This window comes from Streptosporangium amethystogenes, from assembly GCF_000721075.1.
In the GTDB taxonomy this organism is placed as follows: domain Bacteria; phylum Actinomycetota; class Actinomycetes; order Streptosporangiales; family Streptosporangiaceae; genus Streptosporangium; species Streptosporangium amethystogenes.
Map to the genome: position 1 here is coordinate 117,256 of NZ_JOEQ01000004.1, position 16,318 is coordinate 133,573.

Here is a 16,318-nt window from a genome sequence, read left to right on the forward strand (position 1 = left end):
TTAGAGCGCCTCAGGTCCGCGTTCCCCGGTACGGACGCGGATCACCGTGTCCACCGGAACGGACCAGACCTTGCCGTCGCCGATCTTGCCGGTCTGCGCGGCCTTGACGATGACGTCGATGACGTCCTCGGCGTCGTCCTCCTCGGTGAGCACTTCGAGGCGGACCTTGGGCACCAGGTCGACCTGATACTCGGCCCCCCGGTAGACCTCGGTGTGGCCGCGCTGGCGGCCGTAGCCGCTGGCCTCGCTGACCGTCATGCCCTTGACCCCGAACTGCTCCAGGGCCGCCTTCACGTCGTCGAGTTTGAACGGTTTGATGATCGCGGTGATGAGTCTCATGCGTCCACCTTCTTAGACGCCGGGGTGGAAACCGGACCGTTGACGGCCGCGACACCCGAGGAGTGGATGGTGCCGAGGTCGTAACCGGTCTCGGCGTGGGTGGTGATGTCGACGCCGGCGATCTCCTGCTCCTGGGTGATGCGGAAGCCCATCGTCTTGTCGATGATCTTCGCGATGATCCAGGAGACGACGAAGGAGTAGACGCCGACCGCGACGGGACCGAGCACCTGCACGCCGAGCTGGGAGATCGGACCGCCGTAGAAGAGGCCCTTCTCCTGACCGTCGGCGAACGGGTAGGCGGCGACGAAGCCCAGCGCCACCGCGCCCACGACACCGCCGACCATGTGAACGCCGACCACGTCGAGGGAGTCGTCGTAGCCGAGCTTGTACTTCAGGCCGACCGCGTAGGCGCAGGCGACACCGGCGAGCGCGCCGATCACGAACGCCGCCCAGGGGTCGACGAAACCGCAGGCCGGGGTGATGGCGACCAGACCGGAGACCGCACCGGAGGCGACACCGAGGGTGGTGGAGTGGCCGTCGCGGAGCTTCTCGACGAGGATCCAGGCGCCGGCCGCGACCGCGGTGGCGATCTGGGTGTTCATGAACGCCAGGCCGGTCGTGCCGTCGACGGCGAGCTCGGAGCCCGCGTTGAAGCCGAACCAGCCGAACCAGAGCAGGCCCGCGCCAAGGAGGACGAGCGTGAGGTTGTGCGGCCGCATCGGGTCCTTGCGCCAGCCGACCCGCTTGCCGATCACGAGCGCGACCGCCAGGGCCGCGGCACCGGCGTTGATGTGGACGACGGTGCCTCCGGCGAAGTCCTCGATGCCGAGGGTGCTCAGCCAGCCACCGCCCCACACCCAGTGGGCCACCGGGAAGTAGACGGCGGTCGCCCAGACGAGGGCGAAGACCACCCAGGCGCCGAACTTGACTCGGTCGGCGAGCGCGCCGCTGATCAGCGCGACCGTAATGATGGCGAAAGTCATCTGGAACGTCGAGAAGACCAGACTCGGCATACCGGTGCCGTCATCCTTGGTCGCCGTCTCGACCAGGCCGCTCAGCCCGATGTTGTCGAGCCCGCCAATGATCTTGTTGAGGAATCCAGAGCCGTCTCCGACGGCGTCGAAGGCCAGCGAGTGACCGTAGAGAACCCAGGCGATCGTTACGACGATGATGCTGACCCACGACATCATCATCATGTTGAGAACGCTCTTCGCCCTGGTCATGCCCCCGTAGAAGAAAGCGAGACCTGGCGTCATGAGCAGAACGAGTGCGGTGCTCGCGAGCATCCAGGCTGTGGAGCCGCTATCGATCTCCATGCGAAGCGACCCTCCTTCCAATTGGCGTTTTGCCGGTTTCACATGCAGTGGACGCTTCCAGGGCTCCGTCGACCGGCCGCGCACTGACGTTGCGCCACAGCGTGTTCTTCCGCCGTTTCAAGGCGCGACCCTGCGTGTTTCGCATCTGTGAATCTCGGCCACACGATGTTTCCGCCGAGTTTCGGACCGGGCATGCCTCGACTTACCAATGACCCAAAAGATGCCCAGATGGGCAACCACCCGGCTCTTCGGAGAGCCGCCGATGACCACCCGCATGACCGCCGCCACGCCCGTCACGTCCCCTCACCGGGGCGGCTAGAAGAAGCCCGCGACCACAGCGCCCGGGCAGGCCGGAGGCCTGAACCACAGGACGGCGACTGAGACGGCCGCCCGGAACGACCGCCTACCGCAGCGAGCACGGAGCGGCCCACCACAGCGGGCACAGCGCCCAAAAAAACGATCCGGCACGCCCCCACAGGGGACGTGCCGGATCGCAGACGGCTCAGGCCGCCGTGGCCATCTTCCGCAGCCGGGCCAGGGCGTCGCGCTCGATACGGCGGGCGCGGTCCCTGCCGATGCCGTAGCGCTCACCGACCTCGGTCAGCGTGTGCTCGCGACCGTCCATCAGGCCGTAGCGCCAGCGGAGCATCTCGCGGGTCTGCCCCTCCAGCCCCGTCAGCCACTCCTCCAGACGCTCGCGCTCAAGGACGTCCATCGCCTGCTGCTCGGGATCGGCCCAGGTGTCGTCGGCGATCATGTCGCCGAGTTCGGTCTCGTCCTCGTCGCCCACGCCGAGCTGCAGGGAGACGGGGTCGGAGGCCCAGCGACGGAGCTCGCGGACCCGCTCGATGGGCAGTTCGAGCACCGCCGCCAGGTCGGCGTCGGTCGGCTCGGTGTCGAACTCGGCCAGCATGTCCCGGCGGACCCGCATCAGCCTGGTCATCTGCTCACCCGCGTGGGTGGGCAGGCGGACCGGCCGGGCCTGCTCGTGGATGGCACGCCCCACGGACTGCCGGATCCACCAGGTGGCATAGGTCGAGAACTTGTAACCGCGCCGGTAGTCGAACTTCTCAACCGCGCGAACCAACCCCAGGTTTCCCTCCTGGACCAGATCGATCAGCGGCATTCCCCGTCCTGAATATTTGCGCGCGACGGCCACCACAAGACGTAGATTGGCCTGGATGAATTCGTCTTTGGCCCTTCGCCCCGAAACGGCCAAACGCTCAAGCTCCTCATCGGCGGCGTCCGCGATCCGCGGCTCCGTCAACCCGCCGTCCAGCAACTGCTCAGCGAAGAGACCCGCCTCGATCCGCTTGGCGAGCTCCACCTCTTCCTCCGCGGTGAGCAGGGGCACCCTGCCAATCTCTGCCAGGTAGGTTCCGAGCAGATCCCTGTCAGAGACGTGTTGATCCTGCGTCCGATTCCCCGTCGGCCTTGCCATCCGATGGCACCTCGCTCCGGCTGCTTATGACGTGTCCGCTCACTCGCTCAACGCCCCATGCGCGCGGACACGTCGCTTGATTTTTCAACGGCTGGATCAGGGCAAAGATTCCCTCAAGAAGTACGCCTGGAGAATGGTTCCGAACTCCTCCTCAGGGAGGATGCCTCCCGGCGCCACGACAGTGCCCGCGGCTGCCCCCGGCGAAGGGTGCTAAACCAGACGGCGCCCCTCCTTCCACACCTGTGTCACCAGCGGCACCCCCGGCCGGTAGGCGAGATGGACGTACGTCGGGGCGTCCAGGATCACCAGATTCCCCCTGGTTCCCACGCGCAGCGTGCCGACGTCCCCGCGGCGCAACGCCCTGGCCCCGCCGTACGTGGCCGCCCTGATCGCCTCCAGCGGCGTCATCCGCATCTCGCGGACCGCCAGCGCCACGCAGAAGGGCATCGAGGAGGTGAAGGAGGAGCCCGGGTTGCAGTCGGTGGCCAGCGCGACCGTCACCCCGGCGTCCAGCAGGCGGCGGGCGTCCGGGTAGGGCGAGCGGGTGGAGAACTCCGCACCGGGCAGCAGGGTGGCCACCACTCCCGCCGACGACAGCGCCGAGACGTCGTCGTCACTCAGATGGGTGCAGTGGTCGGCGGAGGCCGCGCCCACCTCGGCGGCGATCCGCGCCCCGGGGCCCGGGCCCAGCTGGTTGGCGTGGATCCTCGGCAGCAGTCCCGCCTTCATCCCGGCGAGGAGGATCTCCCTGCTCTGGTCGGCGTCGAAGGCGCCGCGCTCGCAGAACACGTCGACCCACCGGGCGTGCGGCGCGCAGGCCTCCAGCATCTCCCCGGTGACCGTGCGGACGTACTCGTCGGCCGAGGAGGCGTCGGGGGGCACCACGTGCGCGCCCAGGTAGGTGGTCTCCTCGGTGAACCCCCGCGCGATCTCCAGGGACCTGCGCTCGTCCTCGACCGTGAGGCCGTAACCACTCTTGATCTCCACCGTGGTCGTCCCCTGGGCGAGCATCTCCGCGACCAGGGAAGCGGTGAGCGTCACGAGTTCGACGTCGGAGGCGGCGCGGGTGGCCGACACCGTGGTGCGGATGCCCCCGGCCGTGTAGGGCAGGCCCCCCATCCGGGCGGCGAACTCGGCCGTGCGGTCGCCCGCGAAGACGAGGTGGGCGTGACTGTCGACGAACCCGGGGATCACGCAGCGCCCGTCGATGTCCACCCGCTCGTCGGCGCAGGGAGCCGCACCGGCGGGCCCCGCCCACACCACCTCGCCGTCCTGCACCACCAGCGCCGCGTCCTCGATCTCCTCCCGCGCCGGATCGCCCGTGTAGAGCAGTCCGATGCGATCGAAGAGGGTGCTCCTCGCCTGCCGGTCCTCGCTCGTCATACCGACCTTCCCGCTCGTGCCTCGATGATCGCCTCGGTGAGCATGCCGCCCACGTCACCGAATACGTGCCTGCCCTCGGTGACCACGCGGCGGCCCCCCGACACCACGGAGTGCACGTCGGCGGCCGTGGCGGCGAACACGACGGTCTCGGCCAGATGCGCCGGGGAGGCGCCCGCCGTACGGACCGAGTCCAGGCGCACCGACACCAGGTCGGCCCACGCGCCGGGGACGAGCATGCCCGCGCAGGCGAAGCCGAGTGAGTCGTGTCCCGCCGTCGTGGCGGCGTGCAGGAGCTCGGCGGCCGACCAGTGACCGCGCCGCTCGGTGGCCAGCCGCTCGTCCAGTTCGACCGCGCGGGCCTCCTCGAACAGGTCGACGACCGCGTGACTGTCCGAGCCGAGCGTGACGGGCGACCCCGCGTCGAACAGCGCCCTGGCCGGCCCGATGCCGTCGGCGAGGTCGCGCTCGGTCGTGGGGCACATGCACACGCGCGTGCCGGAGCCGCCGAGCAGCGCGACGTCCACGTCCGACAGGTGCGTGGCGTGCACGGCGGTCGAGCGGGGGCCGAGCGCGCCGTGCGCCTCCAGCAGCTGGACCGGGCTCGCGGAGTACGCGTCCACGCAGGCGGTGTTCTCCGCCCGCTGCTCGGAGACGTGGGCGTGGAGCGGGACCGCGTGGTGGCGGGAGAACTCGGCGACCACGGGGATCTGCTCGGGCCTGACCGCACGGACCGAGTGCACGGCCACACCGATCTCCACGTCCGGATCGCCCCGGTAGTGGGTGGTGAGCGCCTCCACCCGTGCCGCCCATCCGTCGGCGTCGCCGTCACCGAACCGCAACTGGACACCGCTCAACGGGGTGCCGACGCCCCCGGCCAGGTAACAGGCGTCCAGCAGCGCGATGCGCAGCCCCGCCTCACGCGCCGCCTGGACGAGCGCGTGGCCCATCGCGTTCGGGTCGTCGTAGCGCCTGCCGCCCGGACCGTGGTGCAGGTAGTGGAACTCCCCGACGCAGGTGATGCCGGCCAGCGCCATCTCGGCGAACACGGCCCTGGCGAGTCTGAGATAGGAGTCGGGGTCGAGGGTCCCCGCCACCTCGTACATCTGCTCGCGCCAGGTCCAGAAACTGCCCTTCTCCCGTTGCGTCGCCCCGCGCAGGGCGCGGTGGAAGGCGTGGGAGTGCGCGTTGGCCAGGCCCGGGATGGTCAGCCCGGCCAGCCGGACGGCTCCGCCGGGCGGGGTCGCCACACCGGTGACGATCTCGGAGATCACCGTGTCGTGGACCCTGACGAGCACCCCCGCGACGGCCTCGCCCGGTGGCAGCCAGGCCAGCTCGCACCAGTAGTTCAGCTCGCGCACAGGTCCTCCAAAACCGCGGCGAGGACGGTGACCCCCGTGTGGCAGTCGGCCGCCTCCGCGTGTTCGTCCGGAGAGTGAGAGATGCCCGTCGGATTGCGGACGAACACCATCGCGCTGGGCACGCCCGCGGACGCGAGAATGCCCGCGTCGTGTCCGGCCCCGGTCGGCAGGACGGGTGCGCCCCCGGCGGCGGCGGCGACCCGCTCGCGCAGGACCGTGTCGAAGTCGACGACCGGGGTCCACGACTCGACGGTGACCTCGGCACCGGAGAACTCGGTCAGCTCGGCGACCAGCGCCCTGACCGCGTCCTCGTCACCACCTCTGGCATCCAGCCAGGCGCTGACCAGTCCGGGGACGGCGTTGGCGTTGTTGGGCGACACGCGCGTCTTACCGAAGGTGGCGACCACGCCGCCGCGCTCGGCGGCCTGGCGGGCGTGGAGCACGGTACGGGCGAAGGGCAGCATCGGATCGTCGCGGTCGGCCAGCCTGGTGGTGCCGGCGTGGTTGGCCTGGCCGTGGAAGTCGAACCGCCAGCGGCCGTGCGGCCAGATGGCCGAGGCGACGCCGACCGGTGCGTCCCGGTGGACCAGGTCCTTGCCCTGCTCGACATGGAGCTCGACGAAGACCCCGACATGCCGCAGGGTCTCCTCGTCCCGGCCCAGGGCGCCCGGGTCGCGTCCGGCCCCGCGCAGTACCTCGGCCAGCGAGTCGCCCTCGTCGTCGGTCAGCGCGCGTGCCCTGTCCGGGTCCAGGATTCCGGTCAGCAGGCGGGAGCCGACGCACGGGACGCCGAACCTGGCACCCTCCTCGTCGCTGAAGCAGGCGATCCCCAGGGGGCGCGCGGGCCGGAGGTCCCTGGCCCGCAGCAGGTCGAGGGCGGCGAAGGCCGACACGACTCCCAGGGGGCCGTCGAAGGCGCCGCCCTGCCGTACCGAGTCGAGGTGGCTGCCGGTGACCACGCCCGGCCGCACCGACGGGTCACCCCACCAGGCCCACAGGTTGCCGTTGCGGTCCTCCCTCAGGTCGAGGCCGCGCCTGGCCGCCTCCTGTCCGAACCAGCGTCGAAGCTCCAGATCCGCCGGCGACCACGCGTCTCGCAGGTAGCCCCGGGTCCGGCCATCACGTCCGAGGTGCTCGATGGCACCCCACATCTCGTCGAACACCCTCCCATTATGTGAATGATCCCATTCATTGGCGAGTCCGCCGCGCCTTCGCCCGATTGCCCCTGCCCCACGGAACCGCTCCGCCGCGCCGGGCGAGAGGCCGTACGGCCCCTCAGTTCAGGGGACCTGCGGCGGGACGGACGGTGATCTCGGTGACGTGGGCGTCGGGTGACGCGGTCAGGGCCGCCTGCACCACCCTGGCCACCGAGTCCGCGTTCAGGTACTTCTCCGGCTGGTAGGGACCGCCCTCCCGGGCCCGCGCCGCACGCTGCATGTCGGTGTCGACCCGTCCGGGGTAGATCGTCGTCACTCGGAGCTCCGGCTCCTCCAGGCGGAGCGCGTCGGCGAAGGCGCGCAGCGCGAACTTGCTCGCCGAGTAGGAGCCCCAGCCGGCGCCGGCCCGCTGTCCCGAGCCGGAGTTGATCAGCACCACGTGACCGCGTCCCGCGCGCAGGGCGGGCAGCAGCAGCCGGGTCAGCTCGACCACCGCGATCACGTTGACCTCCATGGTGTGCCGCCACACCTCGGCCGGGGTCTCCTCCACCCGCCCCAGGTGCAGCACGCCCGCACTGTGCACCAGCACGTCGAGCCGGTCGACGGCGGCGACGTCGGCCTCCGTGACGGTGGTGAGCTCCACCGGCCAGGGCCGCGCGCCGGGCAGGGCGGAGGCCGTCTCGGCCAGCGCCTCGGGGTCGCGGCCGCCGAGCAGCAGATCATGGGTGGGGGCCAGGGCGCGGGCGATCGCGGCGCCGACCCCTCGTGAGGCACCGGTGACCAGTGCGGTCGGACGTACGGGCATGTCGATCACCCTATCCGGATCAGCCGAACCGTTCGGTGAAGACCCCCGCCTGGTCGGTCATCCGTTCGTACTCCTCCAGCCGGGCCTGCGTGCGCAGCGGCGCCGCGTCCGCCATGGCCTCCACCAGCACCATGGCCAGGGCCAGTGGCGCCGCGTGCGAGTCGAAGACCAGTCGTTCCCCGACGGGGGCGGCCAGGACCACGTCGGCCTCGAAGGGCACGTCCCGCCGGTCGGTGATCACCGCCGTACGCAGGCCCAGGTCCCGGGCGCCACGCAGCGCCTGCAGGGCCTCGGCCGGGTAGCGGGGCAGGATCACCGCGACCAGCCAGCTCGCCCCCGCGCGGCGCGCGGCGTACAGGCCGTCGGCCAGCTCGGAGCCGCCGTGGGTCAGCAGGCGGACGTCAGGGTGGATCCGGCGCGCGAAGTAGGCGAACGTGGTGGCCAGCCCGCTCGACACCCGCAGGCCCACCACCGGCAGCGGCTCGCATCCCGCCAGCTTGGCACCCAGCTCCGAGATGTCGGAGGGGTCGGCCAGCCCGTCGCGCACGCTCCGCAGGTTGTCGATCTCCACGTCTATGGCCGCCTGCAGGTCGTTGGCCCGCGACGGCCTCCGCCCGCCCACGACGAGGGGCCGCAGCGCCTGTCTGAGCTCGGGATATCCCGCGAAACCGAGCACCATCGCGAACCTCGTCACCGACGGCTGGCTGACCCCCGCCCGCTCGGCCAGCTCCACGCTGGACAGGAAGATGGCCTCGGACAGATGGTCGCCCAGGTAGCGCGCGATCCGCCGCTGCACCGGCGACAGCCGCCGCCCCTCCAGAAGCTGATCGAGTCCGTCCCCCACGCCCCCTCCAACCGCTCGACACTCCACGAGCATTCCCCTCCCCACCCCACCCCGCTGTAGTTCATACACCCGGGCGGGGCGGGAGCGAGCGGTGCCGGCAGGATTCACCCCCCGGGATCGGGACACGGTACGCGGATCGGTGCGCGCACCCTCCGATCAGGGCCGGCGCGCCGGCCGGGACCCGCGCCTCCGATCAGGATTCGCGCATCGGGATGCGGACGTCCCGCTCCTCGGCCACGGCGACGGCCTCGTCGTAGCCGGCGTCGACGTGCCGGATGACCCCCATGCCCGGGTCGTTGGTGAGTACCCGGTTGAGCTTCTCGGCACCGAGCCTGGTGCCGTCGGCGACGGTGACCTGGCCGGCGTGGATGGAGCGGCCGATGCCGACGCCGCCACCGTGGTGGATGGAGACCCAGGCGGCACCGGAGGCGACGTTGAGCATCGCGTTCAGCAACGGCCAGTCGGCGATCGCGTCGGAGCCGTCGGCCATGCCCTCGGTCTCCCGGTACGGGCTCGCCACGCTGCCGCAGTCGAGGTGGTCGCGGCCGATCACCAGCGGAGCCTCGATCTCCCCCGAGGCCACCATGTCGTTGAACCGCTCTCCGGCCAGGTGGCGCTCCCCGTATCCGAGCCAGCAGATACGGGCGGGCAGGCCCTGGAAGTGGACCCTCTCCCCGGCCATCCGGATCCACCTGGCGAGCGGCTCGTTGTCAGGGAAGAGCTCCAGGATCGCGCGGTCGGTCTTGGCGATGTCGGAGGGGGAACCGGAGAGCGCGGCCCACCGGAACGGCCCCTTGCCCTCGCAGAACAGCGGCCGGATGTAGGCGGGCACGAAGCCGGGGAAGTCGAACGCGCGACCGTAACCCGCCAGCCGGGCCTCTCCCCGGATCGAGTTGCCGTAGTCGAAGACCTCGGCTCCGGCGTCCTGGAAGCCGACCATGGCCTCCACGTGAGCGGCCATGGCCTCGCGGGCTCTGCGGGTGAAACCCGCCGGGTCCTTCTCCCGTTCGTCGGCCATGTCCTCGAAGGCCACGCCGATCGGCAGGTACATCAGCGGGTCGTGGGCGGAGGTCTGGTCGGTGACGACGTCGATCTCGGCGCCTCTGCGGAGCAGTTCGGGCACGACCTCGGCCGCGTTGCCCTCGACCCCGATGCTCAGCGGCCTGCGCTGGTCGCGGGCCTCGTACGCCAGGCGCAGCGCCTCGTCGAGGTCGGCGGCGCGGACGTCCAGGTAGCGGTGCTCGATCCGCCGGTCGATCGACCTGGGATCGCAGTCGACGCAGATCACCACGCCGCCGTTCATGGTCACGGCCAGCGGCTGCGCGCCGCCCATGCCGCCGAGCCCGGCGGTCAGCGTGATCGTTCCCGCGAGGCTCCCGCCGAATCGCTTGGCGGCCACGGCGCCGAAGGTCTCGTAGGTGCCCTGCAGGATGCCCTGGGTGCCGATGTAGATCCAGGAACCCGCCGTCATCTGCCCGTACATGGTCAGTCCGGCGGCCTCCAGGCGCCGGAACTCCTCCCAGTCGGCCCAGTCGGGCACCAGGTTGGAGTTGGCGATGAGCACCCGCGGGGCCCACTCGTGGGTGCGGAACACCCCGACGGGGCGGCCGGACTGCACCAGCAGTGTCTCGTCGCCCTCCAGGGTGGTCAGGGTGCGGGTGATCGCGTCGAAGGAGCGCCAGTCGCGGGCGGCCTTGCCCGAGCCGCCGTAGACGACGAGCTGTTCCGGATGCTCGGCCACCTCGGGATCCAGATTGTTCTGGATCATGCGAAGCGCCGCTTCCTGCGGCCATCCCTTGGCGGTGAGCGTGGTGCCGCGCGGCGCGCGCACAACCCGGCTGCCGGTCATGCCCGGACCTCCCCATCAAAAATGAATGAATACATTCATATTTGTCACCTGGAGGCTACAGGTCAACCCGGGAAGGGGTATCACGGCAGGGGGTGTCACGGGCGGCACGCCCGCGACACCCCCCGGTGGTGGCCGTAACGATCGTCGCGCCCCGATCTTCGTCCCGCACGGACGGGATCGGGAGATCGAATGCGGCGCGCGCCCGATGGGGCACCCCGGTGCGAAGGAGAGGCTTCGCACAGGCGGGGATGCCCGGTTCGCCGGATGGCGAATCAGACCATCGACCCGATGTCCGAATTATTCCTTTGTGAACGATATGAATTTACACAACCACGCCAGTACCACCGCGCGACCTTCACCATGCCGGACAGCCACCGGGCGGCGGGACCAACCCGGGCAGCAGGAGCCGGGGGCCGCGCAGCAGGACGTGGGCGAAGGCCCCGACTGCCCGCCGTGAAACGGCGCCGAACCGTCGGGGCCTCACGGAATGTCAGGACTCCGGGGAGGGGGTGAGGACCAGGCAGGCGTTGCTGCCCCCGAAGCCGAAGGAGTTGGACAGGACGGGGGCGACGGCCGCGGGCCGGGGCTCACCACAGACGATGTCGATGAGGTCGGCCTCGGGGCCACCCGCGAAGTTGGCGGTCGGGGGAATCAGGCCCTCTCGGGCCGACAGCAGGGCGATGACCGCCTCCAGCGCACCCGCGCCGCCGACAAGGTGACCGGTCACGCCCTTGGTCGAGGTCACCGGGGGCGTACGGCCGCCGAAGCACGCGTGCAGGGCGGCGGCCTCGGCGCTGTCGTTGTGCGGGGTCGAGGTCCCGTGGGCGTTGACGTGCCCGACGTCGCCGGTGTCGAGTCCGGCGTCGAGCAGGGCGGCGCGCATGCACTCGGCCGCCACCGAGCCGTCCCGCAGCGGGGCCACGATGTGGTTGGCGTCGCAGTTGGCCGCGTAGCCGCTGACCTCGCCGTAGACACGGGCTCCTCGCGCCTCGGCGAGGTCCGCGCGCTCCAGGACGAGAAAGGCCGCGCCCTCCCCCATGACGAAGCCGTCACGGTCGGCGTCGAAGGGGCGGGACGCCTCCGAGGGGGCGTGCGTCCGCTCCGACAGGGCACCGACCCGGGCGAAGGCCTCCATCGCGAGCGGGGAGAGCAGCGCGTCCAGGCCCCCGGCGACGGCGGAGCCGACCACGCCCGAGCGGATCGCGCGCAACGCCTCGCCGATCGCGGTGGCCCCGCTGGCGCAGGCCGTGTTGAAGGTGAGGCATGGCCCCCTGAAGCCGTACCTGATGGCGATGCGCGAGGCGGTCGAGCTGGACATCAGTGTCGGGACCGCGTGGACGGGCACCTTCTCCCTGCCGAGCGTGTGCCCCACGATCAGGTTCTCCAGGGTGGCGAACCCGCCGCCACCGGTGCCCACGTACACCCCGCAGCCCTCGGCGGGCAGGCCGTCCGCGTCGGCGACGGCGTCGATCGCCGCGGCGAGGCCGATCTGGGAGGTGCGGTCGAGGGTCCGGAGCTCGCGCCCGCCGAAGTAGTCGTCCGGCTCGAACGGTGCCAGCGGGCACCCGATCGAGACCGGCACCCGGGCGTCGGCCAGTTCGGGGATGGCGGTCGCGAGCGACTTGCCCGCGAGCACCGTGGCGAAGACGTCCTGCGCCGTGTTGCCCGCCGGGCTCTTGACCCCCAGCCCCGTGATGACGACGCGCGTCACCGGGCCGCCAGCGCGGCGTGCAGTACGCCCGCCATGTCGGCGACGGTCTGCGCCCCGGCGAAGTCACTGGGGTCGAGCTGGATGCCCAGCTTCTCCTCGATGATGACGGAGATCTCCACCCATTCCAGGCTGTCGATCTGGTGGTCGGCGATGGTGGCCCCCGGCTTCACCTGATCGCTCGGTACGCTCAGCACCTCGGCGATCGCCGACCGGACCACGGATGTCGCTGAATCGAGGCTTGTCATTCGCCCACCTTTAAAAGGATTGGTCCACTCGCGCCCCTGCAATGTCTTCGGACTATAGCGAAACAGACATATGTTCTGTCTATGTACGACCAGGCGGAATTCTTGAAATTTCTACTCATTAAGTGATGAGCGGCGCGGTGAAAAATCGCCCCTTCCGGAGCCGGGCCGAGGACCGGCCACCGCGCACCGGTGCCCCGCCGATCCGGAGCCGGCTCGGCGAGGAGCCCATCGGCGGGACACCGGCGAGCGGAGTCAGCGGCGGCGGACGCCGTACTCCCTGCGCATCTCCGCGACGGTGTCCAGGATCTCGTCCTGGGTCTTCAGCAGCTTCGCCTCGGCCTCCTCGGTTCTGGCCTCGGCCACCAGCCGGCGGTTGCCCGTCCGCCCGGCCAGCCTCCGCTTGGCCCTGGCCTTCATTTCGCGCAGGTTGAGCTTCTCCATCAGACCCATGATCAGCACCCTTTCGACAGGCAGGGCCGTCATCTGCCCGGCAGGCGACCGGATATGCACGGGTTCGCAAGCTCAGCCGCTTTCCCCACGCCCCTCAGTCGAGGTCGGGGACGTCGTCGTAGTCGATGTCGCCCTCCTCCGCACGGCGCAGCCCGATGTCCTCCACCCAGGCGCCGGCGAACCGGCGGATCTCCCGGAGCCGATCGCCCGCCACGCCGTGGGCCTCGAAGTCCTCGTCGGCGATCAGCGCGACGAACTCCAGCCGCATCACCAGCTCGGCGAGCGAGAACCCCTCGTCGTGCAGGCGGGCGAGGTGTTCGAGTTCGCGGAAGCCGTACGACTCGGAGACCGAGGCGACGTCGATGACGTCGCGGGCGAGACCGCGCTCGTGCAGTGCCCACACTCGCGGGCCGGCCTCGGCTCCCGGTCCACCCGGCGAGGACGACGGCGGGGGCGACGGCGAGGACATCGGCGGCTCAGCGGCGGGCGCGGCGGCGGGTGGAGGGGAGGTCATGGCGGCCGGAGACGAACTCCTGGAACGCGATCTTGCCGCGGATCACCGGGCGGCGCCAGCGCTCCTCGCGGCGCTCGGCCCTGGCCATCTTGCGGAGCCGCGGGTGCCGGGCACCCGGAGCGAAGAACCAGTGCGCCCAGGGCGATCCCGGGCGGGCCAGCCGCACGGCCCCCGGCACCAGGAGGACCGGCACGAACAGTCCGACCAGGCCCGTCCAGATCTTGCCCTTGAGCAGCGTGACCACGGCGAGCCCGAGATTGGTCACGATGAAGCCGACGGTCAGCCAGGTGCCCCTGGGGGTGCCGTCGGAGTTCTCCCAGCCGAGGGGGCGCAGGCCGAGCAGGAGCAGGCCGGTGATCGCGACGGCGATGAACACCGCGTCGACGGAGGCTCGGCCCTCCTCCTCCCAGTAGACGTCGCGCAGGTGCAGGATCAGCGCGAACTCGTCGAGGACGAGGGCGGCGCCGATGCCGAAGATCGCCGCCGTCACCGCGTACCAGCCCTCGGAGACCCCGGAGACGATGAGGCCGGACACCCCGCCGAGCAGGGTCAGCACCACGCCGAACACCACGTGGTGGATGTGCATCTCGCCGACGTTGACGTTACGGAACCAGCCGATCTTGGCCCGGATGAGCCGGACGTTGATCCTGGTGAACACGAAGGCGACGATCAGCGCGACAAAGAAACAGAACAGCGGCAGCCGTCCTGTTTCCATGATCCGATCTCGGAACAAATCTCCCACCGTTTCCTCAGGCTATGCGAGGAAGCCCCGCAGCAGCGCGGCGGTGCCCTCAAGGTGCTCGGCCACGGCGCGGCGCGCACCCTCGGGGTCGCCGGCCAGGATCGCCGTCACGATCGCCTCGTGCTGGATCGCGGCGTGCTCGATGTTGCGCCGGAGCACCGGGATGGCGTTGAGCAGGTCGGTGACCCGCAGCCGGGCGTCGGCGCAGGCCGCGGCGAGCAGCGAGGAGCCGGTCAGCTCGGCGATGGCCAGGTGAAAGGCCGTGTCGAGGCGGCGGTAGTCGTCGGGCCCCGACGAGTTGACCTCGCGCAGCCGCTCCCGCAGGGTGTCGCGCCGCTCCTCGGTGAGCGCGGCGGTGGCGAGCACCTGGGCTGCGCCGCACTCCACGGCCATCCTGAAGGTGAGCGCGTCACCCAGGTCGTCGGTGCCCATGTCGACGACCGCCCTGCGCAGATCGTCACGGCGCGGGCGCGGCGGGGTGTAGGTGAGAAAAGCGCCGCCGTACCTGCCACGGCGCACGGTGAGGTAGCCCGCCTCCGCCAGGGCGCGGATGGCCTCGCGCAAGGTGACCCTGCTGATCCCGAGCTGGGCGGCGAGCTCCCGCTCGGGCGGCAGCTTCTCGGCCACCAGCCCCAGCTTGATGACCTGGAGCAGGCGTTCCACGGTCTCCTCGAACGCGTTGCCCGCGCGCACCGGCCGCAGCACGGTCGCCAGTCGCGACACCTCGTCCAATTGATCTCCTCCGGCCCTTGACAATGCTCCCCCCGCTACACGTCAATGGTCTGACACTAGCCCAATAAGACTCCGGCGAGGAGGGCGTGTGGACGTCCGCGAACTTCACGACGAGGTGCGGGCAGGACGGATCGACACCGTGCTGCTGGCGATCGTCGACATGCAGGGCCGCCTGCAGGGGAAACGCCTGTCGGCACGTTACTTCCTGCAGGAGGTGCTGGGACACGCCGCCGAGGGATGCAACTACCTGCTCGCGGTCGACGTCGACATGAACACGGTCGACGGCTACGCGATGTCCTCCTGGGAGCGGGGATACGGCGACTTCGTCATGAAACCCGACCTGTCCACCCTGCGCCGGGTGCCGTGGCAGGAGGGGACGGCCCTGGTGATGGCCGACCTGCTCTGGGAGGACGGCTCCGACGTGACCGCCTCGCCGCGGCAGATCCTGCGCCGGCAACTCGCCCGGCTGACCGAGCGGGGCTGGGGGGCTTTCGTCGGGACCGAGCTGGAGTTCGTGATCTTCAACGACAGCTACGAGGACGCCTGGCGCGGCGGTTACCGTGACCTGACGCCCGCCAACCTCTACAACGTCGACTACTCCCTTCTCGGCACCGCCAGGGTCGAGCCGCTGCTGCGCAGGATAAGGCTCGGCATGGAGGGCGCGGGCATGTACGTCGAGTCGGCCAAGGGCGAGTGCAACCTCGGCCAGCACGAGATCGCCTTCCGCTTCGGCGAGGCCCTGTCCAGCTGCGACGACCACGCCGTCTACAAGAACGGCGCCAAGGAGATCGCCGCCCAAGAGGGCGTGTCGATCACCTTCATGGCCAAACCGAACCAGCGCGAGGGCAACTCCTGCCACATCCACATCTCGCTCAGGGACGCCACCGGAGAACCGGTCATGGCGGGTTCCGAGGCGCACGGACTGTCCGCGACGGGACAGCACTTCATCGCCGGCCAGCTCGCCCTCATGCGCGAGCTGACCCTGCTGTACGCGCCGAACGTCAACTCCTACAAGCGGTATGTGCCGGGCAGCTTCGCCCCCACCGCCGTCAAGTGGGGCGTGGACAACAGGACGTGCGCGCTGCGCCTGGTCGGCCACGGCTCCTCGCTGCGGATCGAGAACCGGGTGCCCGGCGGCGACGTCAACCCCTACCTGGCGGTCTCGGCACTGGTCGCGGCCGGGCTGCACGGCGTCGAGAACGAGCTGCCGCTCCAGGAGGCGGTCACGGGGAACGCCTACACCTCGGGCGCGGAGACCGTCCCGCACACGCTGCGGGACGCGCTGGAGCTCTGGGAGGGCTCCGCGTTCGCGGCCTCCGTCTTCGGCGAGGACGTCGTGGCGCACTACGCGAACAACGCCCGGACCGAGCTGGCCGCCTTCGACGCGGCGGTGACCGACTGGGAGCTGTTCCGAGGATTCGAACGGATGTGA

The 16,318-nt window shown here is 70.6% G+C and carries 16 protein-coding genes; 1 reads left to right on the forward strand and 15 read right to left on the reverse strand.

Annotation, left to right across the window (positions count from 1 at the left end):
- The 15 genes from IG98_RS0105280 to IG98_RS0105350 all read right to left on the reverse strand — a co-directional run bounded on the left by IG98_RS0105280 (position 1) and on the right by IG98_RS0105350 (position 14,886).
- On the reverse strand, positions 1 to 339 hold the full coding sequence (locus IG98_RS0105280; protein WP_030906290.1) for a P-II family nitrogen regulator: 339 nt from the start codon (positions 337 to 339) through the stop codon (positions 1 to 3).
- A complete protein-coding gene (locus IG98_RS0105285; protein WP_030906293.1) occupies positions 336 to 1,655 on the reverse strand; it encodes an ammonium transporter in 1,320 nt (439 codons plus the stop codon). The genes IG98_RS0105280 and IG98_RS0105285 overlap by 4 nt, the downstream gene beginning before the upstream one ends.
- A 502-nt stretch (positions 1,656 to 2,157) precedes the next feature.
- Positions 2,158 to 3,096: a sigma-70 family RNA polymerase sigma factor gene (locus IG98_RS0105290; RefSeq protein WP_030906298.1), complete on the reverse strand. Its 939-nt coding sequence runs from the start codon at positions 3,094 to 3,096 to the stop codon at positions 2,158 to 2,160.
- A gap of 210 nt (positions 3,097 to 3,306) precedes the next feature.
- The gene (hutI, locus tag IG98_RS0105295; protein ID WP_030906300.1) at positions 3,307 to 4,479 is read right to left on the reverse strand and encodes an imidazolonepropionase; all 1,173 of its coding nucleotides are present in this window, start codon (positions 4,477 to 4,479) and stop codon (positions 3,307 to 3,309) included.
- Positions 4,476 to 5,837 carry a formimidoylglutamate deiminase gene (locus IG98_RS0105300; RefSeq protein ID WP_037969428.1) on the reverse strand — a complete coding sequence of 454 codons (1,362 nt, stop codon included), beginning with the start codon at positions 5,835 to 5,837 and terminating at the stop codon, positions 4,476 to 4,478. Before IG98_RS0105300 ends, hutI begins: the two co-directional genes overlap by 4 nt.
- Complete coding sequence (locus IG98_RS0105305) at positions 5,825 to 6,988, reverse strand: allantoate amidohydrolase (protein ID WP_030906306.1); 1,164 nt, start codon at positions 6,986 to 6,988, stop codon at positions 5,825 to 5,827. The genes IG98_RS0105300 and IG98_RS0105305 overlap by 13 nt, the downstream gene beginning before the upstream one ends.
- A 124-nt stretch (positions 6,989 to 7,112) precedes the next feature.
- Positions 7,113 to 7,799 (reverse strand): SDR family oxidoreductase, encoded by a 687-nt coding sequence (locus IG98_RS0105310; RefSeq protein ID WP_030906309.1) that lies wholly within the window; start codon positions 7,797 to 7,799, stop codon positions 7,113 to 7,115.
- Positions 7,800 to 7,818: 19 nt separating this feature from the next.
- The gene (locus tag IG98_RS54190) at positions 7,819 to 8,643 is read right to left on the reverse strand and encodes a MurR/RpiR family transcriptional regulator (RefSeq protein ID WP_281178435.1); all 825 of its coding nucleotides are present in this window, start codon (positions 8,641 to 8,643) and stop codon (positions 7,819 to 7,821) included.
- 193 nt (positions 8,644 to 8,836) lie between these two features.
- Entirely contained in the window at positions 8,837 to 10,492 is a 1,656-nt protein-coding gene (gene hutU / locus IG98_RS0105320) for a urocanate hydratase (protein WP_030906317.1), read from the reverse strand.
- Between the two features lie 490 nt (positions 10,493 to 10,982).
- Positions 10,983 to 12,203 carry a beta-ketoacyl-[acyl-carrier-protein] synthase family protein gene (locus tag IG98_RS0105325; RefSeq protein ID WP_030906320.1) on the reverse strand — a complete coding sequence of 407 codons (1,221 nt, stop codon included), beginning with the start codon at positions 12,201 to 12,203 and terminating at the stop codon, positions 10,983 to 10,985.
- Positions 12,200 to 12,448: an acyl carrier protein gene (locus tag IG98_RS0105330; RefSeq protein ID WP_084195145.1), complete on the reverse strand. Its 249-nt coding sequence runs from the start codon at positions 12,446 to 12,448 to the stop codon at positions 12,200 to 12,202. Before IG98_RS0105330 ends, IG98_RS0105325 begins: the two co-directional genes overlap by 4 nt.
- Positions 12,449 to 12,700: 252 nt before the next feature.
- Entirely contained in the window at positions 12,701 to 12,898 is a 198-nt protein-coding gene (locus IG98_RS0105335) for a hypothetical protein (protein ID WP_157594169.1), read from the reverse strand.
- A 94-nt stretch (positions 12,899 to 12,992) separates the two neighbouring features.
- Positions 12,993 to 13,412: a hypothetical protein gene (locus IG98_RS0105340; RefSeq protein WP_211263906.1), complete on the reverse strand. Its 420-nt coding sequence runs from the start codon at positions 13,410 to 13,412 to the stop codon at positions 12,993 to 12,995.
- Entirely contained in the window at positions 13,375 to 14,127 is a 753-nt protein-coding gene (locus IG98_RS0105345) for a hypothetical protein (protein ID WP_037969432.1), read from the reverse strand. Before IG98_RS0105345 ends, IG98_RS0105340 begins: the two co-directional genes overlap by 38 nt.
- A gap of 39 nt (positions 14,128 to 14,166) precedes the next feature.
- Complete coding sequence (locus IG98_RS0105350; RefSeq protein ID WP_030906334.1) at positions 14,167 to 14,886, reverse strand: FadR/GntR family transcriptional regulator; 720 nt, start codon at positions 14,884 to 14,886, stop codon at positions 14,167 to 14,169.
- A gap of 64 nt (positions 14,887 to 14,950) precedes the next feature.
- Between IG98_RS0105350 and IG98_RS0105355 the strand changes: the two genes are divergently transcribed.
- The gene (locus IG98_RS0105355) at positions 14,951 to 16,318 is read left to right on the forward strand and encodes a glutamine synthetase family protein (RefSeq protein WP_037969440.1); all 1,368 of its coding nucleotides are present in this window, start codon (positions 14,951 to 14,953) and stop codon (positions 16,316 to 16,318) included.